The sequence below is a fragment of the Allobosea sp. BE125 genome, from assembly GCF_031456075.1.
Taxonomy (GTDB): domain Bacteria; phylum Pseudomonadota; class Alphaproteobacteria; order Rhizobiales; family Beijerinckiaceae; genus Allobosea.
Map to the genome: position 1 here is coordinate 918,819 of NZ_JAVDTY010000001.1, position 24,394 is coordinate 943,212.

Annotated in this window: 22 protein-coding genes and 1 pseudogene; 15 read left to right on the plus strand and 8 right to left on the minus strand. The window is 66.7% G+C overall.

The window, feature by feature from the left end; all coding sequences use genetic code 11:
- Position 1 precedes the first annotated feature (1 nt).
- The 5 genes from J2Y55_RS04295 to J2Y55_RS04315 all read left to right on the plus strand — a co-directional run bounded on the left by J2Y55_RS04295 (position 2) and on the right by J2Y55_RS04315 (position 4,870).
- Positions 2–985, plus strand: a complete 984-nt coding sequence (locus tag J2Y55_RS04295; protein ID WP_310148007.1) for a hypothetical protein — start codon at positions 2–4, stop codon at positions 983–985.
- Positions 986–1,159: 174 nt separating this feature from the next.
- On the plus strand, positions 1,160–1,909 hold the full coding sequence (locus J2Y55_RS04300) for a sulfite exporter TauE/SafE family protein (protein WP_310148010.1): 750 nt from the start codon (positions 1,160–1,162) through the stop codon (positions 1,907–1,909).
- Positions 1,910–2,009: 100 nt separating this feature from the next.
- On the plus strand, positions 2,010–2,789 hold the full coding sequence (gene otnI / locus J2Y55_RS04305; RefSeq protein ID WP_310148012.1) for a 2-oxo-tetronate isomerase: 780 nt from the start codon (positions 2,010–2,012) through the stop codon (positions 2,787–2,789).
- Positions 2,786–3,787 (plus strand): glucokinase, encoded by a 1,002-nt coding sequence (locus J2Y55_RS04310; RefSeq protein ID WP_310148015.1) that lies wholly within the window; start codon positions 2,786–2,788, stop codon positions 3,785–3,787. The genes otnI and J2Y55_RS04310 overlap by 4 nt, the downstream gene beginning before the upstream one ends.
- Positions 3,788–3,823: 36 nt before the next feature.
- The gene (locus J2Y55_RS04315) at positions 3,824–4,870 is read left to right on the plus strand and encodes an acyltransferase family protein (RefSeq protein WP_310148019.1); all 1,047 of its coding nucleotides are present in this window, start codon (positions 3,824–3,826) and stop codon (positions 4,868–4,870) included.
- 85 nt (positions 4,871–4,955) lie between these two features.
- Here J2Y55_RS04315 and J2Y55_RS04320 read toward each other — a convergent pair whose 3' ends face one another.
- Positions 4,956–5,315 (minus strand): hypothetical protein, encoded by a 360-nt coding sequence (locus tag J2Y55_RS04320; RefSeq protein ID WP_310148022.1) that lies wholly within the window; start codon positions 5,313–5,315, stop codon positions 4,956–4,958.
- A 155-nt stretch (positions 5,316–5,470) separates the two neighbouring features.
- Here J2Y55_RS04320 and J2Y55_RS04325 point away from each other — a divergent pair, with 155 nt between their 5' ends.
- Positions 5,471–7,282 carry an ABC-F family ATP-binding cassette domain-containing protein gene (locus J2Y55_RS04325; RefSeq protein ID WP_310148024.1) on the plus strand — a complete coding sequence of 604 codons (1,812 nt, stop codon included), beginning with the start codon at positions 5,471–5,473 and terminating at the stop codon, positions 7,280–7,282.
- A gap of 273 nt (positions 7,283–7,555) precedes the next feature.
- Positions 7,556–8,302: an SDR family oxidoreductase gene (locus tag J2Y55_RS04330; RefSeq protein ID WP_310148028.1), complete on the plus strand. Its 747-nt coding sequence runs from the start codon at positions 7,556–7,558 to the stop codon at positions 8,300–8,302.
- A 158-nt stretch (positions 8,303–8,460) separates the two neighbouring features.
- Here J2Y55_RS04330 and J2Y55_RS04335 read toward each other — a convergent pair whose 3' ends face one another.
- Entirely contained in the window at positions 8,461–9,354 is an 894-nt protein-coding gene (locus J2Y55_RS04335; protein WP_310148031.1) for a metallophosphoesterase family protein, read from the minus strand.
- 418 nt (positions 9,355–9,772) lie between these two features.
- Between J2Y55_RS04335 and J2Y55_RS04340 the strand changes: the two genes are divergently transcribed.
- Both J2Y55_RS04340 and J2Y55_RS04345 read left to right on the plus strand, forming a co-directional pair.
- Positions 9,773–10,219, plus strand: coding sequence for an NUDIX domain-containing protein (locus tag J2Y55_RS04340; RefSeq protein WP_310148711.1), 447 nt, complete (start codon positions 9,773–9,775; stop codon positions 10,217–10,219).
- A 198-nt stretch (positions 10,220–10,417) separates the two neighbouring features.
- Positions 10,418–10,918: a GNAT family N-acetyltransferase gene (locus J2Y55_RS04345; protein WP_092167334.1), complete on the plus strand. Its 501-nt coding sequence runs from the start codon at positions 10,418–10,420 to the stop codon at positions 10,916–10,918.
- A 112-nt stretch (positions 10,919–11,030) separates the two neighbouring features.
- On the opposite strand, the gene J2Y55_RS04350 is transcribed toward J2Y55_RS04345, so the two are convergent.
- Genes J2Y55_RS04350 through J2Y55_RS04365 form a run of 4 tightly spaced genes read right to left on the minus strand, consistent with a single transcriptional unit; the run spans position 11,031 to position 17,915 of the window.
- Positions 11,031–13,127, minus strand: a complete 2,097-nt coding sequence (locus J2Y55_RS04350) for a hypothetical protein (RefSeq protein WP_310148037.1) — start codon at positions 13,125–13,127, stop codon at positions 11,031–11,033.
- A 3-nt stretch (positions 13,128–13,130) separates the two neighbouring features.
- Entirely contained in the window at positions 13,131–15,950 is a 2,820-nt protein-coding gene (locus tag J2Y55_RS04355) for a DUF4159 domain-containing protein (protein ID WP_310148041.1), read from the minus strand.
- Positions 15,951–15,963: 13 nt separating this feature from the next.
- Entirely contained in the window at positions 15,964–16,878 is a 915-nt protein-coding gene (locus tag J2Y55_RS04360) for a DUF58 domain-containing protein (RefSeq protein WP_404978808.1), read from the minus strand.
- 14 nt (positions 16,879–16,892) lie between these two features.
- On the minus strand, positions 16,893–17,915 hold the full coding sequence (locus J2Y55_RS04365; RefSeq protein WP_103716637.1) for an AAA family ATPase: 1,023 nt from the start codon (positions 17,913–17,915) through the stop codon (positions 16,893–16,895).
- A gap of 205 nt (positions 17,916–18,120) precedes the next feature.
- Here J2Y55_RS04365 and J2Y55_RS04370 point away from each other — a divergent pair, with 205 nt between their 5' ends.
- The 5 genes from J2Y55_RS04370 (at position 18,121) to opgC (ending at position 22,331) form a co-directional block, all read left to right on the plus strand.
- Positions 18,121–18,741: a DUF1285 domain-containing protein gene (locus J2Y55_RS04370; RefSeq protein WP_465247468.1), complete on the plus strand. Its 621-nt coding sequence runs from the start codon at positions 18,121–18,123 to the stop codon at positions 18,739–18,741.
- Positions 18,738–19,397: a CoA pyrophosphatase gene (locus J2Y55_RS04375; RefSeq protein ID WP_310148050.1), complete on the plus strand. Its 660-nt coding sequence runs from the start codon at positions 18,738–18,740 to the stop codon at positions 19,395–19,397. Before J2Y55_RS04370 ends, J2Y55_RS04375 begins: the two co-directional genes overlap by 4 nt.
- A gap of 21 nt (positions 19,398–19,418) precedes the next feature.
- A complete protein-coding gene (locus tag J2Y55_RS04380) occupies positions 19,419–19,676 on the plus strand; it encodes a DUF6111 family protein (RefSeq protein ID WP_069692804.1) in 258 nt (85 codons plus the stop codon).
- Positions 19,673–20,962, plus strand: coding sequence for a CCA tRNA nucleotidyltransferase (locus tag J2Y55_RS04385; RefSeq protein WP_310148055.1), 1,290 nt, complete (start codon positions 19,673–19,675; stop codon positions 20,960–20,962). Before J2Y55_RS04380 ends, J2Y55_RS04385 begins: the two co-directional genes overlap by 4 nt.
- Positions 20,963–21,092: 130 nt before the next feature.
- A complete protein-coding gene (gene opgC, locus J2Y55_RS04390) occupies positions 21,093–22,331 on the plus strand; it encodes an OpgC domain-containing protein (RefSeq protein WP_310148058.1) in 1,239 nt (412 codons plus the stop codon).
- Here the strand turns inward: opgC and hemF are convergent.
- A complete protein-coding gene (gene hemF / locus J2Y55_RS04395) occupies positions 22,231–23,100 on the minus strand; it encodes an oxygen-dependent coproporphyrinogen oxidase (protein WP_404978821.1) in 870 nt (289 codons plus the stop codon). The genes opgC and hemF overlap by 101 nt on opposite strands.
- Before the next feature lie 135 nt (positions 23,101–23,235).
- Entirely contained in the window at positions 23,236–23,766 is a 531-nt protein-coding gene (locus J2Y55_RS04400; RefSeq protein WP_310148063.1) for a tRNA (cytidine(34)-2'-O)-methyltransferase, read from the minus strand.
- A 237-nt stretch (positions 23,767–24,003) separates the two neighbouring features.
- Here J2Y55_RS04400 and J2Y55_RS04405 point away from each other — a divergent pair.
- Positions 24,004–24,198 (plus strand): annotated as a pseudogene (locus tag J2Y55_RS04405) (helix-turn-helix domain-containing protein); the annotation flags it as partial.
- Positions 24,199–24,394: the final 196 nt, after the last annotated feature.

Genomic DNA, 24,394 nt, shown 5'->3' on the forward strand with positions numbered 1-24,394 from the left:
GATGACCCTTCTCTCCCGCCTGCGCTTCGTGATCCTGCCGCTCGCCCTGGCCTGCGCCGCTTGTCCGGCTCTTGCCGCCAGCGATGTCGCCGTCGAGGTCAAGAACGAGTCCGAGCCGGTGCTCTGCGCCGAGAAGGACAATGTCACCATCAAGGCGATCTCGCCCGAGGTGCGGCGCTTCCAGATTGAGGCGGCGCATCCCGCCTACAACGCCGGTCTCTTGCGGGATAACTGGGATGCGGACTGGACCGATTGCGAGATGAAGGGCGATCCCTCCTTCGCAGCCCCGGTGCCACCCCGGCGCGTCACCTTCTACGAGAGCACCGAGTACTGGCTCGTCGGCTACACCTTCCCGACCTTCTGGCGGCCGGCCGACACCACCTTCCGGGTCGGCGACAGGGTCGAAAAAGGCCTGCACCTCGTTCAGCTCTGGAAACTCGGCAAGGATCGCTCGCATGAATTGCTCGTGGTCTATCCGCAGGATGGCTATTGGCGTGCCAGGCCGATGCCGCCGCAGCAGCTCGCATCTTCGGCCTATGGCTCGTCCTTCTTGTTCGGGCCGATCGAGACCGACGGGCGCCCGGTCGTGAACATCAAGGAGATCGAGTTCGATCCCAAGACGACCACCTTCAAGCTGAGTTTCAAGGACGGCTCGTCGGGCAGCTTGAAGCTCGACAGCGTCGATGAGAACCGCATGGTGCTGGATGCGGTGCTCGACAAGCCGGTGACCGGCGGCAAGGGTTTCGTGGCGCTGCGCTCGATGTATGTCACCGAGTTCAACAACGATGTCGCCCGCATCGCGGTGCGCGAGCCCGGTGCCAAGGGCTGGCGCGAGGAGCCGTTGATGCCGTTCACGGGCGGCAAGGCGACCGATATCTGGATGGGCCGCACCACCCATTCGCGGCACAACACCTCCTCGCCCGACATGGTCTTCCGCAATTTCTCGAAGGACCCGAACCCGCCGGCAAAGCCGGAGAAGAAGTAGGCCATCCCGCAGCGTACAAGGCATCGGGTGGCGGGCTAGAGCAGGATGCGAAAAAGTGGGAACCGGTTTTTCGCAATCGATCCTGCTCTAACTCTTTGATGAGAGACGGATTCAGATTTCAAATCAGGTCACTCTGTGACCCGATTTGAAATCATCCGGCTCTAGGGCTCATCCATGGACACGACCATCCTGAGCCTCGCGCTCGGCGCGGCGGTTGCCGGCTTCGTGCAGGGGCTCTCGGGCTTCGCCTTCGGGCTCGTCGCCATGTCCTTCTGGGCCTGGACGCTCGAGCCGAGGCTGGCGGCTGTGATGGCGGTGTTCGGCGCGCTGACGGGGCAGATCATCTCCGCTTTCTCGCTGCGACGCGGCTTTGATCTGGCGCGGCTCTGGCCTTTCCTGCTCGGCGGGTTCGCCGGTATTCCGCTCGGCGTCGCGTTGCTGCCGCTCCTCGATGCGACGCTGTTCAAGGCCGCGCTCGGCTGCCTGCTGGCGATCTGGTGCCCGGTCATGCTGTTCGCGCCGCGTCTCCCGGCGATCCGCGTCGGCGGGCGCCTGGCCGATGGCGTTGTCGGCCTCACCGGCGGCATCATGGGTGGGTTCGGCGGCTTTACAGGTGTGATCCCGACGCTGTGGTGCACCTTGCGCCGCATGGACAAGGACGCGCAGCGCTCGATCATCCAGAACTTCAACCTGGCGACGCTCGCCGTCACCATGCTGAGCTATGTCGTGGCCGGGAACGTCACGCGCGAGATGCTGCCTTCCTTCGCCATCGTTGCGCCGGCCATGCTGATCCCCTCGCTGATCGGTGGCCGTCTCTATATCGGCATCAGCGAGGTCGCCTTTCGCCAGATCGTGCTCGCTTTGCTGACATTGTCGGGGGTTGCGCTGCTCGCTGCGTCGTTGCCGCGATTGTTGGGCAGCTGACAACATCGCAACCGGAACGTCCTGCGCCTGCGAACGTTACCGATGACGAGGTCGCCCGATCGGGTTAGCCTACCAACCTGTTCCGACTGAAGAGACCGACATGCCGCGTTTTGCCGCCAATCTCTCGATGATGTTCACCGAATGGGACTTCCTTGACCGCTTCAAGGCGGCGGCCGATGCCGGTTTCGAGGCGGTCGAGTTCCTGTTCCCCTATGAGCATGCGCCTGAAAAAATTGGCCTGGCGCTCGCCGGCGCCGGGGTCGAGCAGGCACTGTTCAACCTGCCGCCGGGCGACTGGGCCAAGGGCGAACGCGGCATGGCCGCGATCCCCGGTCGCGAGGAGGAGTTCCGGACGGGTATCGAAACTGCGCTGCCTTATGTCCATGAGACCGGCGTCAAGCGCCTGCACATGATGGCGGGCCATGCCGACCCGCAGGATCCCGCTGCGCAGAAGGCCTATCGCGCAGCGCTCGCCTACGCCGCCGAGAAGCTGGCCGAGCACGGTATCGACCTGCTGCTGGAGCCGATCAACGGCAAGGATATGCCGGGCTATTTCCTCAATGATTTCGACCAGGCGGCGGCTTATGTCCGCGAGTCGGAACGTGCGAATGTCAGGCTGCAGTTCGACATGTATCATTGCGAGCTGATCCATGGCGACGTCTCCGGCAAGCTGAAGGCACTCTACCCGCTCGTAGGCCATGTCCAGATCGCCCGTGCCAATGGCCGCCACGAGCCCGATGCTTCGGGGCCGGACTATCCGCGCCTGTTCGATGAGCTGGACGGGCTCGGCTATGAGGGCTTCGTCGGCTGCGAGTACCGGCCGGCGGCCGGCACGCTCGAAGGGCTCGGCTGGTTCTCCGACTTCAGGAAGCCGGCGTGACCTCGCCTTTCGCTCATCCGATTCTGGTTGCCGATATCGGCGGCACGAATTGCCGGCTTTCGCTCGTATCCCGGGCAGGGGCGCCGCATGAACCGCTGGCGCGGATCAGCACCGGCGGCCACCCGACGCCGGAAGCGGCGCTGGAGGCTGTGCTGTCGACGCTCACGCAGCGGCCGCGCAGTGCCATCCTCGCGGTCGCGGGTCCTTTGGACGGACGCGAGGCGCAGCTCACCAATGCCAATTGGCATTTCGACGGACCGCGGCTCGCCAAGACGCTCGGGCTCGAACAAGGCCTGCTGGTCAATGATTTCGAGGCGCTGGCGGCTTCGCTCGCGATGCTGCGCGCCACGGATCTGACGACGCTGGTTGCGGGTCAGCCGAAGCCTGATGGGCTTCGCCTCGTGCTCGGGCCCGGGACCGGCTTCGGCGCCGCCGCGCTCCTGATGCGAGGCAAGCATGGCGTCCTGGTGCCGACCGAGGCCGGTCATATCGGCATCGGCCCGGAAGACCCGACCGAGCACAAGATCTGGCCGGCGCTTGCCGCCGAGCTGCCGCGCGTCACGGTCGAAGGGCTGCTCAGCGGCGACGGGCTGGTGCGTTTCCACCGCGCGGTGGCGAAGCAATCGGGCATGCTGGAGGCCGATGTCAGCGCCGCCGACGTGACGACGCTGGCGCTCGACGGCGACCCCGCCGCGCTGATGGCGGTGATCTGCTTCTGGCGATTGCTGGCGCGGGTCGCAGGCGATCTCGCGCTCGCCTTCAAGGCGACGGGGGGCGTCTATATCGCGGGCGGCATCGTGCCCCGGCTCCTGCCGCTGGCCGATCCGGCGACGATCCAGGCCGTGTTCCATGGCAAGCCGCCGATGGAGGATCTGGCGAAGCACTTCGCTTTGCATGTGATCACGACACATGATGCCGCCGAGCAGGGGCTAGCCGCCATTGCGGCTGCGCCGGCGCGGTTCGGGCTGGACGACCCCGCGCGGCTGTGGTTTGCGTGAGCGCGTCGGTTTCGCGCGTCTGAGGCTCTTTCCGGTTTGTTCCAGCTTTACGGCATCCAGGCCCTGCGCGCGGCTGCGGCCTTCATGGTCGCCGTGCATCATGTCCAGTATGACGCGATTGCGCTGGCGGCCCGGAGTGGGACAAGCTTCTCACCTTCGCTGCTGCTGCCCTGGATGGCGGGCGTCGACATCTTCTTCGTCGTTTCCGGCTTCATCATGGTGCATGCCTCGGCCGATCTCTTCGGCCGGGCGGACGGTGCGAGGCTCTTCCTGCAGCGCAGGATCGCGCGCATCGTGCCGCTCTATTGGGCCGCGACGACATTGTTCCTGCTCGTCGGACTGGTCCTGCCCGGCGCATTGAATTCGGGCGCGCCGGATCTGGCGCAGATCGCCGGCTCCTATCTGTTCTGGCCCATGATCTCGACGATGGGGCTCGTCCAGCCGGTCTATTCGCTGGGCTGGACGCTGAACTACGAGATGCTCTTCTACGCGCTCTTCGCCCTGGGGCTGCTGCTGCCGCGGACCTGGGCGCTTCCGGCCATCACCCTTGCCCTGGCGGGCTTGGTCGCGGGCGAGACCTTGGCCGGGCCGCTTGCCCTGCCGCTGCGCTTCTGGGGCCAGCCGATCGTGCTCGAATTCGTGGCCGGAATGGGAATCGCCCTGCTGTGGCGACGCGGGCTGCGCCTAAGGCTCGCCTCACGCGTCGCGGTCGCGGCGCTTGGCGTGGCGCTGCTCCTGGTCGCGGCCCAGATGCCGGGCAGCGATGCGCCCTGGGCCGCGCTTGCATGGCGAGGCTCGGCTGCGGCCCTGCTCGTGCTGGCGGCGGCATGCGGCAAGCGGCGGGAGGCGCCCTCGGCACCAGTTCGCGGGCTGGCGCTGGTCGGCGACGCTTCCTATGCGCTTTATCTCGTTCACCCCTTCGTCATTCGGGGTCTGCATGAGCTGTTCCAGCGCGCGGGCATGGGATCGCCGCTGCTCTTCATCATCCTCGCTCTTGCGGGCGCCGTCGTCGCGGCGCTCCTGGTCCACCGCGCCTTCGAGAAGCCGGCGACGCGCTTCATGCGGCGAAAGCTCGGAGCCTGAGAACCCGTGCCGGTCTGATGCTGTAGGGTTTTGATCTAGCACGGGCTTGTCCCGAAAACCGGCTCCCGCTTTTCGGGCCAACGCTCTATTTCAGGCGCATCGCTTTCAGCGACTGGCCGACGACGCCTCCGGAGCGGCGTCTCTCGGCGCGCTTGGCCTTGATGCCGGCCACGTCCTCCGGCTGGGGGTGGCGGCCGCGCTCCAGCAATTCGAGCGTATATTCCTCATAGGTCAGGCCGAGCGCCTCGGCGCGCTCCTCGCGGCGCAGCGCGATTGCCGGCGGCTTGCGCCAGGCCCGGCGATGGGCCGTGCGCCATTCGAAATAGCGGTTGATCTCGCCCTTGCCCCATTCCGGCTCATGTGGCGGCGGCTCATCGAGCGGTGGGCCGCCATTGTCGCCCATGCGGACTGGGCGTTCATCTCGCAGTCGCTTCGGTCTGGCCAAGGGGCGCTCCGGGTGGATGCTCGTTCGAAAGGGGCTCCTGCGCTCACGATAATAGCGGTTGTGCGCCGCACCAAGATCGAACTCATCGCAGCACGGCGCGTGACAGAGCCGCCGTGCCGGTCTATCCCGCCTGCATTCCCCCTCACGGACACCCCATGGCCCCCTTGCTCCATCTGCGCGACGTCGCGCTCACCTTCGGCGGACAGCCGCTTCTCGAGGCGGCGGAGATTGCCGTTTCCGCCGGCGAGCGCGTTTGCCTGGTCGGCCGCAACGGCTCGGGCAAGTCGACCTTGCTGAAGATCGTGGCGGGGCTCGTCGAGGCCGACAGCGCGGACCGTTTCGTGCAGCCGGGTTGCACGGTGCGCTATCTGCCCCAGGAGCCGGATTTTACCGGATACAAGACCTCGCTCGCTTATGTCGAAGCGGGCCTGGGACCGGGCGATGACGCCTATCGCGCACAATATCTGATCGATGAGCTCGGCCTGACCGGGCAGGAGGATCCCGCCACGATGTCGGGTGGCGAATCGCGCCGCGCGGCGCTGGCGCGCGTGCTCGCGCCCGAGCCCGACATCCTGCTGCTCGACGAGCCGACCAACCATCTTGACCTGCCCGTGATCGAATGGCTCGAGCAGGAGCTGAAATCCTTGCGCTCGGCCATGGTCCTGATCAGCCATGACAGGCGCTTCCTGACCTCGCTGTCGCGCGCCACGATCTGGCTCGACCGCGGCCTGACGCGGCGCATGGACAAGGGTTTTGGCGAGTTCGAGGCTTGGCGCGACGAGGTCCTCGCCCAGGAAGAGCTCGATCGCCACAAGCTCGACCGCAAGATCGCCCGCGAGGAGGACTGGCTGCGTTACGGCGTCAGCGCGCGCCGCACCCGCAACCAGCGCCGCCTCGGCGAACTGCATGGCCTGCGCGAGCAGCGCCGCACGGCTCGCAATGTCGTCGGCAATGTCCGGCTCGAGGCGAGCGAGGCGCAGACCTCCGGCAAGCTCGTGATCGAGGCGATCGACGTCGCGAAATCCTTCGGCGACAACGCGGTGGTGAAGTCGCTGTCGCTGCGCGTGGCGCGTGGCGACCGGATCGGCATCGTCGGCCCCAATGGAGCCGGCAAGACCACGCTGATCAACCTGCTGACCGGCGCGCTCGCGCCCGATTCCGGCAAGGTCAAGCTCGGCGTCTCCTTGAACATGGTCACGCTCGACCAGCGCCGCGAAAGCCTCGACCCTGCAACGCCGCTCGGCGATGCGCTGACCGGCGGAGGCTCCGACCAGGTCATGGTCGGCGACACGCCGCGTCATGTCATCGCGTATATGAAGGACTTCCTGTTCCAGCCGCTGCAGCGGCGCACGCCGGTGGGAGCGCTGTCGGGCGGCGAGCGCGGCCGATTGATGCTGGCGCGGGCACTGGCAAAGCCTTCCAACCTGCTGGTGCTGGACGAGCCGACCAACGATCTCGACCTTGAGACGCTCGACCTGTTGCAGGAGCTTCTGGCCGACTATCAAGGCACGGTCCTGCTGGTCAGCCATGACCGCGACTTTATCGACCGCGTCGTCTCGGCGACGCTGATCTCGGATGGCGATGGCGTCTGGACGGAATTCGCCGGCGGCTATTCCGACATGCTGGCACAGCGCGGGCGTGGCGTCGGCGCGAAGGTGAGGGCGGCCCCCGGGAAATCGGCACGTGCCGAGGACAAGTCCACGGTGGCGGCCGCTCCTGCGCCGGTCTCGAAGCGCAAGCTCTCCTTCAACGAGAAGCATGCGCTGGAGACCTTGCCCAAGCGCATCGAGGTTCTGCAGGCGGAAGCCGCCAAGCTCAGCCAGGCGCTCTCGGGCGATCTCTATACGCGCGACCCCAAACTGTTCGCCAAGGCGACGACGCGGCTGGAAGAGGTGACACGCGAGATCGGGCAGGCGGAAGAACGCTGGCTGGCGTTGGAGATGCTGCAGGAAGAGTTGGGGGCGTGAGGTTTTCCGATAAGGCGCGGGGAAGCCTCTCCAGGCTCGGATAGCACGCACACCGCAACGCCGGCTTTCCCTTCTCCCGCCAGGGGAGAAGGGAAAGCCTCGCCGGCCGCTGGATGATCGCCACAACAAGGGCGACCATGATGGAAAGAAAGTGCCCGCCATACAATTTCCGTCTCCGCCCAATCGCGAAAACGCATTTGTTGCCGGCGGCAAATCTCACCAATGTCGCGGACCCCGAGAAAAACGGACCCCAACAAAACCTGAGGAAGCACGATGAGATTGAAGGGCAAGACGGCGCTGATCACCGGCGCGGCACAGGGGTTCGGGCTCGGCATCGCCGAGACCTTCGTGCGCGAGGGCGCGCGGGTGGCTGTGCTCGACATCAACGCCGACAAGGCCAAGGAGGCGGCCAAGGCGATCGGCCGCAAGGCCTTTGCCGTCGGCTGCGATGTCGGCAAGGGCAAGAGCGTCGACAAGGCGGTGGAGCGCGTGCTGGCGAAGTTCGGGCGGCTCGACATCGTCATCAACAATGCCGGCATCAGCCATCGCAACCAGCCGATGCTGGATGTCTCCGAGGAGGAGTTCGATCGCGTCTTTGCGGTGAACGTGAAGTCGATTTACCTCATGGCGCGCGCGACCGTACCGCATTTCCGCGAGCATGGCGGCGGCGTGATCCTGAACATCGGCTCGACCGCCGGCATTCGGCCGCGTCCGGGCCTGACCTGGTATAACGGCTCCAAGGGGGCGGTGAACCTGCTCTCGAAATCGATGGCGGTGGAGCTCGCGCCCGACCGCATCCGCGTCAACGCGATCGCGCCCGTCGCCGGCGAGACGCCGCTGCTGGCGACTTTCATGGGCGAGGACACACCGGAGAAGCGCACACAGTTCAAGGCAACCATTCCCTGGGGCCGGCTCTCGACGCCGCAGGACATGGCCAATGCAGCGCTCTATCTCTGCTCGGACGATGCCGAGATGGTGACGGGTACGGTGCTGGCCGTGGATGGCGGGCGCTGCATCTGAGAGGGCCTGCCAATCCGTCAGCGCGGCCGCCTGACGCGGCGTTCTGCGCTTCCGGTGCTCACGGGGACCGATGTCCGCTCCGCTCCGGTTCTCGAACGCCGCGCCAGTCGACTCACGCTGACGAATTCTCAGGCCCTCTCATGGCGTGAGAGAATGGCTCACACCGGCTTGGCGTGCAGTGCGATGTCCTGGCGCAGCATCACGGTGCCGTCGGCCTCGAAGCCGCGCTGCTCGACGCTGATCCGGGGCTCAGCCGCGTCGCCCTCGATCTTGAACAGATGCCAGGTCGCTCTCTCGCCATGACCAAGTGGGCCGATCGAGGCCGAGGGTACGCCGACGATCGGCACGTCGCGGCCCAGCCCCGGGCGCCAGGCCAGTGAGAATGTGTGATTGTGACCGTGCAGGATCAGATCGGCGCCACTGCGCGCGAGCATCGCCTCGAAAGCCTCGGCATCGACGAGTTCGCGCGCGCGCCGCGCCCCGCCGACATAGGGCGGATGGTGGATCAGAACGACGCGGATCAGCCCCTCATTGCGGGCGTGGTTCAGCAGGACCTCGGCCTTGGCGATCTGCGCCTGGCCGAGGCGTCCTGTTGCCATCAGCGGCAGGGTCGGAATGCCGCTATTGAGGCCGATCAGTGCGACCGGGCCACGACGGCGATACCAGGGATAGCCGGCCGTGCCCTCGTCATCGGCGCACCACGGGCCGAGATGGCTGGCAAGCGGCTTCAGCGATGAGGGGGCATAGGCGTCGTGATTGCCCGGCACGAAGCTGACCGCATCGCGCGGGCCAAGCGTGTCGAGGAAGGTGACGGCCGTCTTGAATTCGTTGGGCAGGCCGATATGGGCGACATCGCCGGTGCAGGCGACATGATCGGGCGCCTGCGCGCGGATATCGGCGACGATCAGCGCCAGGACGTTCATGTCATGGGCGTGGCGCCGCTTGCGCCGCCAATTGACATAGCCCGTCGCGCGCTTGCCCAGGAGCTGGTGCAGCGAGAATCCGGCGAGTGGGCCGAGATGGGGGTCGGACAGATGCGCGAGCTTGAACACAGCCTAAGCGCTTGCCCTTGCCGCCCGCCAGCCGTCAAGCGCGAATGATGCGTCGATAGCGACGCAAGCCTCGCGCGCTGGTCGGCTCAGTTGGCGGTGCCGGTCAGTTCGGAGACGATGAACGAATCGGTCAGGGTGACGGCGGGCTTCCAGACATAAGCCGGCTTGGCGCGCAGGCGAGAGATGATGAAAGAGAGTAGCATGACGGGAGTTCCTGTTTGTGAGGCCGTCTTCTCTGCCTCGTTTGCGGCGCGTTTGTGACGTAACGGAACCGGAAACGGGCCTCTGCCATGCGTTATTTGCATAGACAATTAGGATTTCGTTTGGATTTGACGAGTCGATGACCGTGGATCGCGCATCTGAGCCTCCTGCTGACCGGCTGTCGGGATCGGAGACCGGTCGCAGCTTGTCGCAAAAGATGCTTGGCCGGCTGCTGCACCTCTATTTCCGCATCGTGCGTGGCATGACGCTGGGCGTGCGCGCGGCCGTGCTGGACGGCGAAGGACGCGTCTTCCTGGTCCGCCATACCTACACCCCCGGCTGGCACCTGCCCGGCGGGGGCGTCGAGGTCGGCGAGACGCTCGAGCAGGCACTGGCCAAGGAGCTGCGCGAGGAGGGTTGCATCCGGCTAACGGGGCCGGTGCTGTTGCATGGGGTCTTCTTCAACCGGGCGATGTCGCGGCGCGACCATGTCGCGGTGTTCGTGGTGCGGGAGTTCGTGGCCGAGAGCGTCAAGCAGCCGGACCGGGAGATTGCCGAAGCTGGCTTCTTTTCGCTCGAGACGCTGCCGGAGGGGACAACGCCGGCGACGCGGCGGCGGCTGGACGAGATCGCGGCTGGCGAAAGAGCTCCGGTCGTCTGGTGAGCCCGCGCTTATCTTGGGAAGCGTGATGGACGCCCGCGCGCCACTCTGCTACAGCCCGCCGCCATGACGAACGGGCAACGCCTTTCCACCTTGCGACGACCGGCGCGCTGAGCGCGCCCTTGAGGCATGCCGCCGATGCGTGGCCATGCCCTCGCCATCCTCTCCGCAGGTTTCTGCCCGCCCGCAGGTTTGCCCGTCATGACGTCCTTGCCTTTGACCATTCGCCATGAGCTTCCCGCCGATGCCGCCGCGATCGAGCGTTTGCACGAGCGCGCCTTCGGGCCGGGGCGTTTCGCGCGCACGGCCTTTCGTTTGCGCGAGGGCGTTCCGCCCGATGCAAACCTGACTTTCGCCGCCCATGTCGGCACGTTTCTGGTCGGCTCGATCCGGGTGACGCCGGTTTCTGCGGGCGGCAGCACCGCGCTGATGCTGGGGCCACTGACGGTCGATCCCGCTTTTGAGGGACGCGGCATCGGGGCGGCCCTGATGAACCGCTCGATCGAGGCGGCGCGGGCCGCAGGGTACGATTTGATCATGCTGGTGGGGGACGCGCCCTATTATGCCCGCTTCGGCTTCAGGCCGATCCCGCCAGGCCAACTCGTCCTGCCGGGGCCGGCGGACCCGGCGCGTTTCCTCGCGCTCGAACTGGTCGAGGGCGTGCTGGCGCAGCGCAAGGGCGCTGTCATGCCGTATCGCTGAGGGGCACTTGAGCCCCTCGTCATTCTCGGGCCCAGCACAGCTTGGACCCGAGAATCTCCTGACGAAGGGGCTGGTTTCCGAGATGGTCGGGTCAAGCCCGACCATGACAGGGCTAAGCCGCGTCGGGCTTCCGGTTGAACCGTCGGCCGCTCTCGCCCAGCCAACCGGCGACGAGCGCGCCAAACAGCAGCGCCAGACCGATCAGGCCGATGAAGAGCGGCGAAATCTGGACGCCGCGCACGATGCCGGAATCGCTGATGCGCAGGCCGATCCAGTCCGAGCCGGCGAATTGCGATCCGGACCGCACCGGCACGATGCGCGGAATGGTCACGTTCGAGCCGATCTCCTGGCCGATCCGCCGTGAGGAGCCGCCGCTGGCCTCGGCCAGGGCCTGAAGCTGGGCGGGGTTGCTGACCACCTCCATCAATTCGCGCGGATTCTCGGGGCCGACGCTGGCGAAGGCGGTGAGGTTGTCGGCCGCGACGCGGTGCAGGCCGAATTCGCTGGTCGGGATGCGTGCGGTGAAGAGGCCGGGCCGACCGGCCTCGAGCGGCACGGAGCGCGATTGCCCGTCCGGCCCGGTGATGGTCACAGGGGAGGGCGCGTCGCCCAACGTCTGGCGCTCGACCTCGATGACGCCGCCGCGGGCCGAGGCGCGCAGCGCTTCCTCTTCCAGCTCGGGCTCCTTCATCAGCCAGTGGCTGAGCCGGCGCAGCAGATCGAGATAGGGGCCGCCATCGCGAAAGCCGCGCGCCCAGAGCCAGGCATGGTCGGAGAGGAAGAGCGCGACGCGGCCCTTCTGCTCGCGCGCCAGCATCAGCAAAGGCCGCTCGCCAGGGCCGGTCATCACGGCCGAACCCGTGCGGGCGCGGGCGCCGACCATGCGCAGCCATTCGCCCCAGCGCGGCGGCTCGACCTCGGAGCCCGGCAGGTCGCGGGTGACGGGGTGGCGCTTGCCGGGTTCGCTGACATGGGCGCGATAGGCCTCGTCGATCACGGAGCCATCCGGCACGGCAGGCAGGATCTGGCCCAAGGGCGTGCGCGACAGGCTTTGCGAGCCGGCATATTCCGGCCCCGCCGCGATCAGCAAGGCGCCGCCCTCGCGGACATAGCGGACGATGTTGTCGAAATAGATCAGCGGCAGGATCGACTGGTTGGCGTAGCGGTCGAAGATGATCAGGTCGAATTCCTTGATCTTGACCTGGAACAGCTCGCGCGTCGGGAAGGCGATCAGCGAAAGCTCGTTGATCGGCGTGCCGTCCTGCTTCTCCGGCGGGCGCAGGATGGTGAAATGCACGAGGTCGATATTGGCGTCGGCCTTCAGCAGGTTGCGCCAGGTGCGCTCGCCCGGATGCGGCTCGCCCGAGACCAGGAGCACACGCAGCTTGTCGCGCACGCCTTCGATGGTGATCACGGCGCGGTTATTGGCGAGGGTGAGCTCGTTTTCGAGCGGATCGGCTTCGATCTCGACGACATTGGGGCCGCCGCGATCGATCCGGATCGGCACCTGCACGATCTCGCCGGCGGTGACCTCGCGGCGCGCGATGATCTCGCCGTCGCGGCGGATGGTCAGCCCGGCCCGTCCCGGCCCGCCTCTCTCAACGACGCGCAGGCGGACGTTCTGGTCCTTGCCGACGATGCCGAAGCGCGGCGAATCGACCAGCACGATGCGGCGGTCGATCTCGGCGTTGCGCCCCGTGGTCAGCACATGCAGCGGTGCGCGCAGGCCCAGCGCCTCGGCATTGGCCGGGGCGTCATGGGCGAGGCCGTCGGTGATCATGATCGCGCCGGCGACACGTTCGGAGGGAACGTCGGCGAGGCTGGCCGCCAGCGCCTCGAACAGACGGGTGCCGTCGCCCGAGCCTTGCGCATCGCGAACCTCGACGATGCGGGATTCGACATTGTTCAGGCCGCGCAGCTGGCGCTCGACCTCGGCCTGGGCTGCTTGCGTCTGCGCCGCGCGGTCGGCCAGCCGGTTCGAGCCGGAGCGGTCGACCACCACTGAGACGACGTCCTTGACTGGCTCGCGATCCTCGAAGACGAGCGAGGGGTCGGCCAGCGTCAGCGTCAGCACGACGAGCGCAAATGCGCGCAGGATGGCACTGCGCCCCGCCAGCACGATCGCCGCGCCGGCTGCGAGCGCAGCCAGCAGGCTCAGGCCTATCAGCAGCGGCAGCGGCACCAGCGGGGCGAAGGAGAGGCTCCACATGACCTATTGTCCCAGACGCTCGAGCAGGGCCGGGACATGGACCTGGTCGGCCTTGTAGTTGCCGGTGAGCGCATACATCACGAGGTTGACGCCGGCCCTGAGCGCCATTTCGCGCTGGCGCGGATCGGAGCCCGACAGCGGCACCAACGCCTCGCCGCGCCGGCCGACGGCCCAGGCGGAGGCGAGGTCGTTCGAGGTGATGACGATCGGCGAGACATTGTCGCCGGCGCGCGCCGGGCGGCGGCCGTCCTCGCCTGCGGGCGGCAGGATCTCGACCCAGGTCGTGCCGGTGTCGTAACGGCCGACGAAGCCGTCGAGGATGTAGAAGGTCTTGGTCAGGACATGGTCGCGCGGCAGCGGCTCGAGCTCGGGGATGTCGAGCGTCTGCAGCATGCGGCGCAATTGTTCGCCCTCGGGCGTGGTGCCGCCGCCGGGGCGCGCGCTCATCGCGTCGCGGGTGTCGAAGATCACGAGCCCGCCGCCCTTCATATAGGCTTCGAGCTTGCGCAGGGTCTCAGGCGCGGGGATTGGGCGGCCGGCCACGATCGGCCAGTACAGCACCGGGAAGAAGGCGAGCTCGTCGCGGTCGGCATTGACGCCGACAGCCTCGCCGGGTTCGAGCGCGGTGCGCGCGCCGAGCACGATGTTGAGCCCGGCAAGACCGGCCTTGGACATGTCGTCGACGGCCTTGTCGCCCGTGACGACATAAGCCAGCCGCGTCACGGCGCCGGCTGCGAAAAGCTCGCGCGGAATCGGCGGGCGGTCATCGGCCGGGGTGGCCGGCACGGCTTGAGCGCGCGCCATCTCGGGTGTTGCGGCGCCGACGAGAACGAGCGCCAGCAGGATCGCGGCTGGCGCGGCGCCCCCTGCGCGGCGAGCAATGTTCAGCCGGCCGCCGAGCCAGAGCGTCGCCAGCGTGTCGGCGATCAGGCACAGCAGCGCCAGCACCAGCAATTGCGGGCGGATGTCGAACGCGACCGGCTTGTCGACCGGCAGGATCGGCGCGCCGAGCGCTGCCAGATCGATCGCCCTCAGGCTGTCGGCCGGGTTCAGAGCGTTCACTGCGAGCGAGCCGTCGGCGGGGCCGTAGATGCCTGGCGGATGCGCCAGGGTCGCCCGTCCGGCGAAGGTCCGGGCCACCGGCTGGGCGGTCGCGGGCGGGCTGCGGAAGGCGCCATGGCCATCGAGCACACGGGTCGGCGACAGCGTGTCCACGCGCGCATCCTCTCCTTGAGCCTCGCTCGGCCCGGTTCCGGCAAGGCTGACGACCTTGCGCAGCATGTCAACGAACAGTCCCGAGAGCGGCAGGTTCGACCATGTCGTGTCGGCGGTGACATGCATCATCGCGATCATGCCGTCGCCGCGGCGTTCGCCGGTGACGACCGGTGTGCCGTCCTCCAGCGCAGCCCAGGTCTTCCTGGCGAGGTCGGCCTCGGGCTCGGCCAGGATCTGTCTGGAGACGCGGACATCGTCGTTGATGGCGATGCCGAAGAAGGGGCTCTCGCGGGTGAAGGGGGCGAGCTTGCGCGGGGTCTCCCAGGAGAGGCCGCCGCCGAGCGTGCGGCCGCCGCGGCGCAGGCGCACGGGTGTGAGATCATCGGCAGCTGCCGCCAGCCGTGCGCCGGCGAAGCGCAGCAATACGCCGCCGCGCTGGATGAAGCTGTTGATCTTGCCGACCGTGTCGCCGTCCAGCGCGCCGATATCGGCGAGCACCAGCACGGAGAGGTTTTGCGCCAATAATTCGCCGATCGGGTCGGTCGAGCCCGGGCGCGGCTCGCGGATCTCGGCGAAGGGCGAGAGCGCGCGCGAGACGTAATAGGTCGGCGAAAGCAGCGGCTGGGCCGTGTCGGTGGTGGTGCCGGAGACGATGCCGACGCGCCGGCGCTTGGCGCGGTCGTCGAGCAGCGCGACGGCCGCCGCGCTGCGCTCGCCGACGATCTCGAGCCGGGACACGGCGTTGCGAACCTCGATCGGCAAGGTCAGGCGCGCTGAGGTCTGCAGCTCCGAGCCGTTGAAGATGAAGGGCGCGTCGCCGAGCGGGAGCCCCTTGAGATCGAGCGCGCGGACATGGCCCGTGGCCATGGCGGCGCTGGTGGGGCGCAGCACCTTCACGGCAAGCGCGCCAGCAAGGTTCTCGGGCGATGTCAGGGCGAGCTGGCCGGGGGAGCCGGCATGGATCGAGAGCCGGCGGGCATCGGCTTCCTGCTTCAGCCGAGCAAGGAAGGGGGCGTCATCGGCGATCGAAAGGCCATCGCTGACCCAGACGGTCTCGGCCTCGGGCGCGCTGCGCAGAAAGGCCTCGATACGCTGGAGATGGGCGGAGCGGTCGGGCGCGTGCGGCTGCAGCGCCAAGGCGCGCAACCGGTCGAGGGCGGCGCGCGGCTCGGACAAGGCGATTTCACCGGGCGCCTCGGCAAGGCCGACGATGGCGACGGGGCGGCCTTCGCGGGCGGCGGCGGCGAGGCGGGATTCGGAGATGGCCTGCCGCTCGGGCCAGTCGGTCGCAGCGCCGAAACCGTTGTCGATCAGCAGCAGCATCGGGCCGCGCATCGGGCCGGCCTCGCGCGGCGGGTTCCAGACCGGGCCGGCGACGGCGAGGATGGCGAGCGCCGCGACGGCCATGCGCAAGGCCAGCAGCCACCAGGGCGTATGGGCCGGCATTTCCCGCTTGGCGATGAGGTCCGCCATGATTTTGAGCGGCGGAAAGTCGATGCGCCTCGGACGCGGCGGCGTCACGCGCAGGATCAGCCACAGCGCCGGCAGCAAAGCCAGCGCGGCCAGCGCCAGCGGGGCGGAGAAGGCGATCGGCAGGGAAGCGAGCATGGGTCTCTCCTCCCTAGCGTCCGGGGCCGCGCGAGGCGGCGATCAGGCTGGCGATGCGCAGCACGCCTTCGCTCGCCGGCCGGTCGGTACGGTGCAGCGTCAAGGTCCAGCCCACCTTGCGGCAGGCTTCCTTGATCGCGTCGCGATGCGCTTCCAGCCGCTGCCGGTATTCCTCGCCCCAGGAGCCGGCATCGCCGACCCTGAGCGACAAACCGTCCTCGAGGTCGAAGAGTTCCGCCTGGCCGGTGAAGGGGAAGGTCTCCTCGATCGGGTCGGCGATCAGCAGGACATGGCCGCGCGCGCCTGATGACGCCATCGTGGCGATGCGCTTGGCCAGCGAGGCGGCCGGAGAAAGGCCGTCGGTGATGATGATCGCGTCGGCCAGGCGCGGCAGCGGCGCGTCCGGCGGCAGGTCGGCCTCTGTGCCCTTGGCGTCGACCAGGATCGCTTGTGCCAGCGTCTCGACGATGCGGCGTGAGGCAAGCGCGCGGGTCAGGCCGATATGGCCCACGCGCTCGCCGCCCTCGACCAGCGTTTCGGCCAGGGCGAAGCCGGCGATGAGCGCGCGGTCGACCTTCGAGGCGAGCGCAAGCGAGGAGGCAAAACCCATCGAGGCCGAGCGGTCGATCCAGAGCCAGATCGCATGCGAGGCTTCCCATTCGCGTTCGCGCACGAAGAGATGGCCGTCACGAGCCGAGCGGCGCCAGTCGATGCGCGAGGCGGCTTCGCCGGTGACGAGCGGGCGATATTGCCAGAAAGTCTCGCCGGGACCGGCGCGCCTGCGCCCATGGATGCCGTGCACGCTGGCCGAGACCCGTCGCGCCTCCAGGATCAGCCGGGGCAGACGCGCGGCGAGATCGAGCGAGGCGGTGAGAACCGGCCGGGCCGGTTGGCGTTCGGAGGTCCCGAGAACGCGCATGCGCAGCATTGTCGTGTCGCCTCCTATCCCAACCGTTCCACAAGCTTGGCGATGATGCCCTCGACGGTCTCGCCATCGGCGCGCGCAGCGAAAGTGAGCGCGATGCGATGCTTCAGAACGGGAATGGCCAGCGCCGCGACATCGTCGACCGAGGGGGCGAGGCGGCCTTCGACCAGAGCCCTGGCGCGGCAGGCCAGCGTCAGCGACTGGCTGGCGCGCGGACCCGGCCCCCAGGCGAGCTTGTCGGTGATGGCGGCGTCGCCGCCCTCGGGCCTGGCCGAGCGCACGAGGTCGAGGATCGCATCGACCACGGTCTCGCCGACCGGCAGTCGGCGCACCAGCCGCTGCGTCGACATCAGCGTTTCCGCGGTCATGGCCTGGACCGGCTTGTGCTCGGTGGCGCCGGTGGTCTCGAGCAGGATGCGGCGCTCGGCCTCACGGTCGGGGTAGGCGACGTCGATTTCAAGCAGGAAGCGGTCGAGCTGGGCCTCGGGCAGCGGATAGGTGCCCTCCTGCTCGATCGGGTTCTGGGTTGCCAGCACATGGAAGGGGGCCGGCAGGTCGTAGCGCTCGCCGCCGATGGTGACATGGTGCTCCTGCATCGCCTGCAGCAGCGCCGACTGTGTCCGAGGGCTGGCGCGGTTGATCTCGTCGGCCATCAGCAATTGCGCGAAGACCGGCCCCTTGATGAAGCGGAAATGACGCTTGCCCTCCGGGCTCTCGTCGAGCACCTCGGAGCCGAGGATGTCGGACGGCATCAGGTCCGGCGTGAACTGGACGCGGCGGGCGTTCAGGCCGAGTACCGTGCCCATCGCCTCGACCAGCTTGGTCTTGGCGAGGCCCGGGACGCCGACGAGCAGGCCGTGGCCGCCGGCGAGCAGGGTGATGAGTGAAAGATCGACCACCTTCTGCTGGCCGAAGATGACCTGGCCGATTTCCTTGCGCGCCGCCCCGATCGCGCCGAGCGCGGCCTCGGCCGCCTCGACGATGCCGGTGTCGAGATTGATCGGCGGGTTGCTCTCCGCCGCACGGACTTGCGCCACCATGTCGATCTCCTTCACCCTTGTCGTCGCAGCTTGCGTCTTCTGGTCCCGGCGTCTTTGCTTCCGGCCCGTCCCGAACCCACAAGGCCTTGAGCCGTTGAGTGTGGACGGGTCGCCATGCCGGCTCAAGGGGCCCGATGGCGCGGTGCACATAAACTCCGCTTCACGATTATGTGGAGTTCAAGGCAAAGAACGCGATGCAACCAATATGCCGCATGCGGCGCAGTCGGGGTTTTCGATGACAGAATCCGCTTCCGCGATGGACCGGCTGCTGACCTCGCTGCGCGATGGCAAGGGCCGGGGGCTGCCGCCGGTCGAGCGTTGGAATCCGCCTTTCTGCGGCAATATAGACATGCGCATCGCTGCCGACGGCACCTGGTTCTATCTGGGGACGCCGATTGGAAGGCCGGCCCTGGTCAAGCTTTTCTCCTCCGTTCTGCGCCGGGATGATGGCGATTACGTTCTCGTGACCCCGGTCGAGAAGGTCGGGATCACGGTCGAGGACGCGCCTTTCCAGGCAGTCGAGATGGCGGTGGACGGCGAGGGAGAGGGGCGCTCGCTGGCGTTCCGGACGCAAGTCGACGATGTCGTGAGCGCGGGGCCCGGCCATGCGATTCGTTTCGAGCGCGCGGCCAAGGGCGGGCTCAAACCCTATATCCACGTCAGGCGCGATCTCTGGGCGCGGGTGACGCGGGCCGTGACTTATGACCTGCTCGCGCTCGGCGAGGTGCGCGAGGTCGACCGCATGCCGATGTTCGGCGTGGCTGCGGGCGGTGCGTTCTACCCGGCTGTGCCGGCCAGTGAAATCGAGGACGGCGAGGCGGAATGACGGCGTTGAACCTGACTGCGGATGCGTTCGCGACGCTGGCGCTCGAGCGGCTGCGCCACGAGCCGCCTGCGCTGGGCGACCTCATCAGCCGCCTGCGCGGCGACCATGAGATGCAGCCTGAAGACCTGCAGTCCGAGCCGTTTGCCATGCCTGACGAGGCGACCGCGATACAGGCGGCGGTGCTGATCGGTATCGTGGCTCGCCCGGAAGGGCCGACGGTGCTGCTGACACAGCGCGCGGCGGCATTGCGCAGCCATTCCGCGCAAATCGCCTTTCCAGGCGGGCGGGTCGATGCCGTCGATGGCTCGCCGGTGGTCACGGCGCTACGCGAGGCGGAAGAGGAGATCGGCCTGCCGCGCCAGCAGGTGCGGATGCTCGGCTTTCTCGACGCCTATCTGACCGGCACCGGCTATCGCATCGTGCCGGTGGTCGCGCTGATCGAGCCGCCATTCTCACTGACGATCAACCGGCATGAGGTCGATGAAGCTTTCGAGACGCCGCTCGCTTTTCTGCTCGACCCCGCCAATCACCATCGCGAGGGACGCCTGTGGGAAGGTCGCTATCGCACCTACTATGCGATGCCGTTCGGGGATCACTATATCTGGGGTGCAACCGCTGGCATGATCCGCAACCTCTACGAACGGCTCGCCGGCTGACCTGACTGGGAAGAAGCGCCGATGCTGCGTTCGCTGATCGAGGAGTTCCTGCTCTTCGTCCTGCCTTTCTGTGCCTTTGCGGCTTATCTCGTGATCAGGCGGCGCAACCCGCTCGACGTCGAGCATTGGAGCCCGCATCTGTTCCGGCTCTCCGTCCTGGGACTTGCTTTGGGCATCGCCTTCTTCTTCGTCGCTGGATGGATCGCACCGCGCAACCGGGGCGCCTATGAGCCGCCGCATATGGAAAACGGCCAGCTCGTGCCGGGACGGTTCAAATGAACGATGCGGCGACAACGCGGATCGCGGCCTTCCTGGCGCGCCCCGCCGTTGCCGCCGTGCTCGCGGCACTGAACCCGGAGGGCGAGGAGACCCGCATCATCGGCGGGGCCGTCCGCAATCTTCTGCTCGATGAGCCTGTCGGCGATGTCGATCTCGCTACGACCGCCCTGCCGCAAGAGACGATCCGGCTCGGGCAGGCGGCAGGCTACAAGGCGGTTCCGACCGGCATCGAGCATGGCACGGTGACGCTCGTCCGCGACGGGGAGAGCTTCGAGGTGACGACGCTCAGGCGCGATGTCGAGACCGATGGACGCCGCGCCAAGGTCGCCTTCGGGCGCGACTTCACCGAGGACGCGCTGCGGCGTGATTTCACCATCAACGCGCTGGGCCTTGATCGGCATGGCGGCCTTCACGACTACGGGGAAGGGCTGACCGATCTCGCCGCGCGGCGCATCCGTTTTATCGGTGATCCGGCCGAGCGCATCCGCGAGGATTATCTGCGCATCCTGCGCTTCTTCCGGTTTCATGCCCGCTATGGACATGGCAGCCCCGATCCGTTGGGGCTCGCGGCCTGCATCTCGGGGCGCGCCGGGCTGGAGGGCTTGTCGCGGGAGCGTGTGCGGGCCGAGCTGTTGAAGCTGCTGGTCGCGCCCGGCGCGGCTGATGCCGTTGCAGCGATGGCCGGAGCGGGCCTGCTGATGCCGCTCATCGGCGGCGTGCCCTATCTGTCGCGTTTTGCGGCGACTGCGGGTGGGGATGCGGGGACGGGAAGGGAGGCGCAGCTTTATCCTGCCTTCCGGCTGGCGGCCCTGGCGGTCGGTGTCGGCGAGGATGCGCTGCGGCTGCGCGAGCGGCTGCGTCTCTCGAATGAGGAGTTCGACAGGATCGAGCGCATCGCGGCTGCGCTCGAGGCTCTATCGGGGCGTGGCGTTTCGCCGACGATCGCAATCTTGCGTCACTTGGCGCAACGGACCGGGGTTGATGCGGTGGCCGCTGGGCTCGTTCTTCTCACGGCTCGTGCTGGCGAGCCGCGGCAGATCGAAGCGCGGGCGCTGATCGCCGATCTTTGCCGGACACCGCCCTTCCTGCCGAGCGGCCGCGATGTGCTGGCGTGCGGCGTCGCTGCCGGGCCGAAGGTCGGGCGTGTTCTGGAGGCGGCGCGGTGCGCCTGGATCGATGCAGGCTGCCCGGCCGGACAGAGGGAGCAGGCCGCCTTCGTCGAAGCGGCAGTCGAGATGCTCGATGGTACCGCGACAGAGTCGGATTTTACCAATCCGAAATCATGAATTGAAGCAATGGCAAGTCTAGGCGCCCGCAATGACGGATTCTATCTGACCCGGGTCTGCGATTCATCGATTGTTTTACAACCTCCGGTAGGTGATGAGGGTATCGCTTTGCCAGGATGGCTGCAGGCTAATGACGGGTCGGATTCATTCCATCGATGCGGTGCGAGGGCTGTGCCTTCTCAATATTTTCATCAACCACATCACTCTTGGATTCAGTAAAGAAATATCGTTTTCTAAAATTGGACTGTCGGACGCTGCTGAAATTTTCGTGCTGGTTTCGGGGATCTCGACTTATCTGTTTTATGGAACGTTCCAGATCGAAGTCATGACTCGTGGTCTTTGGAGTCGCGCAATAAAGCTATATGTCGTCAATGCTGCCATCGTGTCGTTGACGTTGATTATAATAATTGCGACAGATTATCTGACGGGCGACATTGATATATTAGATCAATATATTGTTGATGCAATTCGATTGAGCGGTTTAGAGAATTCTCTGTGGTTCATGTTTAGTTTTCAGCAGAGTGTCGGCTATTCTGTTGTATTGAAGCTCTATATGTATTTTATGTTGTTGTGTCCGGCCTTGATATGGCTGTCTTCCAGGATGTGGTGGTACGCGCTTCCTCCTGCGGTCTTCATCTGGGCTGCGGCCGGGCAGTTCGATCTGGTCTCGCGCAACAGTCTGACCGGGGAGCCGTTTGCGCTGACGATCCTACCCTGGACATTGATCTTTACATGCGGAATTGCGCTCGGCGCGGCTATCAAGCAGGGAGTCCGCGTGCCGCAATCACGCCTTCTCACGGGTTTGGCGTTCGCCTATGTGTTCGGATATGTGGTTTTCGTCGCGCTGATCATGCCTCGTTGGCCTGCTGCAAGCGATTGGTTCGCAACGCGCAACGATTATTTCTGGTTGGGCGGAAGCAAGACCTACCAGTCACCGTTGCGGTTGCTGCACGCTCTGTCGCTGGTCTATCTGTTCATTTCCTGCCCGAGGGCGCCCTTGATAAGGTTGCTGCATCAAGCCGATCCACGGAGCATTCTCTGCCGGCTGGGGCGTAGATCGCTGCCGATCTTTGCATTTGGCGCGGTGGTTTCGGTTGCCGCGGATGAGGCGCTTTTCGCCGCCCATCATTTTTTCGGGGCAAAGTCTCTTCCATCGATCGCTGTCGAACTTGTTTTCGTTGCGTCGGGCATCGCAGTCATGGTCGCAATAGCGGATCGTCGATGGCCATTCCAACTGATCTCTCAGCGGCGTGTGGGCGCCGCTCACCTCACGGCCAGCGGACGGTCGGCGGTAGCGATGAGAGGATCGAGTCGACATTGCCGCCGGTCTTCAGCCCGAAGATCGTGCCGCGATCGTAGAGCAGGTTGAACTCGACATAGCGGCCGCGCCGGACCTGCTGCTCGTGGCGGTCCTCCTCCGTCCAGGGTGTGGTCATATTGGCACGCAGGATGGCGGGATAGGCGCCGAGGAAGGCTTCGCCGACCGCTTGCGTGAAGGCGAAATCGCCCTCCGGTTCGCCCGACCAGACATAGTCGTAGAAGATGCCGCCGATGCCGCGCGGCTCGTTGCGATGCTTCAGGAAGAAATACTCGTCGCACCATTGCCTGAAGCGAGGATAGTCGGCGATGGGCGCGAAGCGCTCGCAAGGGTCGCGCATCGCCGCATGGAAGGCGATCGCATCCGGGTCCTCCTGCGAGCGCCGCCGGACCAGGACCGGGGTGAGGTCCGCGCCGCCGCCGAACCAGGGTTTCGTCGTCACCACGAAGCGCGTGTTCATGTGCACGGTCGGCGCATGCGGATTCCAGGGGTGGGCGATCAGCGAAACGCCCGTCGCATGGAAGCGCGGATCCTCGGAGGCGCCGGGGATCTGGCCGGCAAATTCAGGCTGGAAGGTGCCATAGACGGTCGAGACATGGACGCCGACCTTCTCGAAGACGCGGCCCTGCATCACCGACATCACGCCGCCGCCGCCTTCGGCGCCGTCATGGTTCTTGCGCTGCCAGGGCGTGCGCACGAACCGCCCGGGGGCAGAGGCCTCGGCCGGGAAGGGGCCGGTCGCCTCGTCCTCGATGGCTTCGAACGCGGTGCAGATGCGGTCGCGCAGGCTGGCGAACCAAGTGGCCGCGCGCGGCTTCATCGCCTCTGCCAGCGCGATCGATTCCGCCAGGGTTTCAGCCTCGTATTCGGTCATGCTCGTCACCGTCGTCGCAGGATTTCATCAAAGAGGCGCGGGGAACCCTGTCCACCCCAAGTCTGTTGTTTTCGACTTGGGTCACCTTAGCGGCCAATCTCGGGCAAGTCCGAGATTGGTGCGAGAGGGTTCCCCATGCCCTTCAAGTAAAACCTCGGGATACCCGCCGACCTGGCGCAAGGCTTCGCCCAGAACAATGGCGGCCGCAACCGCGACGTTGAGCGAGCGCAAGCCGGAGCGCATCGGCACATGCACGCTCGCCTCGGCCGCCGCATAGACCTCCGGCAGGACACCGGCGGATTCCCGCCCGACCATGACGATGTCGCCCGGCTGGAAGGCGAAGGCAGTGTGCGTGGTCGCGCCGTCGGTCTCTGCCAGGATCAGGCGGTGGCCGTCCGCGCGCCGCCAGGCGTCGAAGGCGGCGAAGGAATCATGGCGCGCGATTGCGGCTCGTTCGAGATAATCCATGCCCGAGCGCCGGAAATGCCGATCGGAGACGTCGAAGGCTGCGGGCTCGACGATGTCGACGGTGACGCCGAGACAGGCGCAAAGCCGGATCATCGTGCCGGCATTCTGCGGGATGTCGGGCTGATAGAGGGCGAGGCGCAACATGGCTGCCGTCATGGGCCGGCGGCTCGACGGGCGTCAAGAAGGCCGAAGGCGATTCGCACGGAAGTAGGCTTGGCGCCCGGTCCGGGCGCCTGGCGCAAAGCGTCGGTCGTGGGCGGCTTACCCCTTGTTTTAACCAAGCATTAACCGTTTTCTCCGCCTCATCCGGGTTTCCCGAGTTGGAGCTGGGGGCTCTCGAAGGACAATGCGATGCACGATTTCAACCCCGATCCGCACGCCACGGACCATCTCGTCGGGCGTCCGGTTGCCGATGTTGAACGTGAGCTGATTCTGGCCACGCTGAGGGAAACCGGTGGCAACCGCACACATGCGGCCAACATGCTCTGCATATCGATCAGAACCCTGCGCAACAGGCTCAGCGCCTATGCATCCGAGGGGTATGACGTGCCCGAGCCTGGGCAGGCGCCGCAATAGAGCGGGGCTTTTATAGCTTTCTGCCCAAAACATGCCGTCATCCCACGCCTCGCTTCGGGCGCCCGGGGTGACTGCGTGTTTTCGTCCTAAACCGGTGTGCATTGGCGACGGGCATGGCTGTGGCTATGCATGTCGAGACATTACGTTTCCTGGAGATCGCGGGCTGGCGCTGCTTGTGCCGGGCATTGATCCGGCT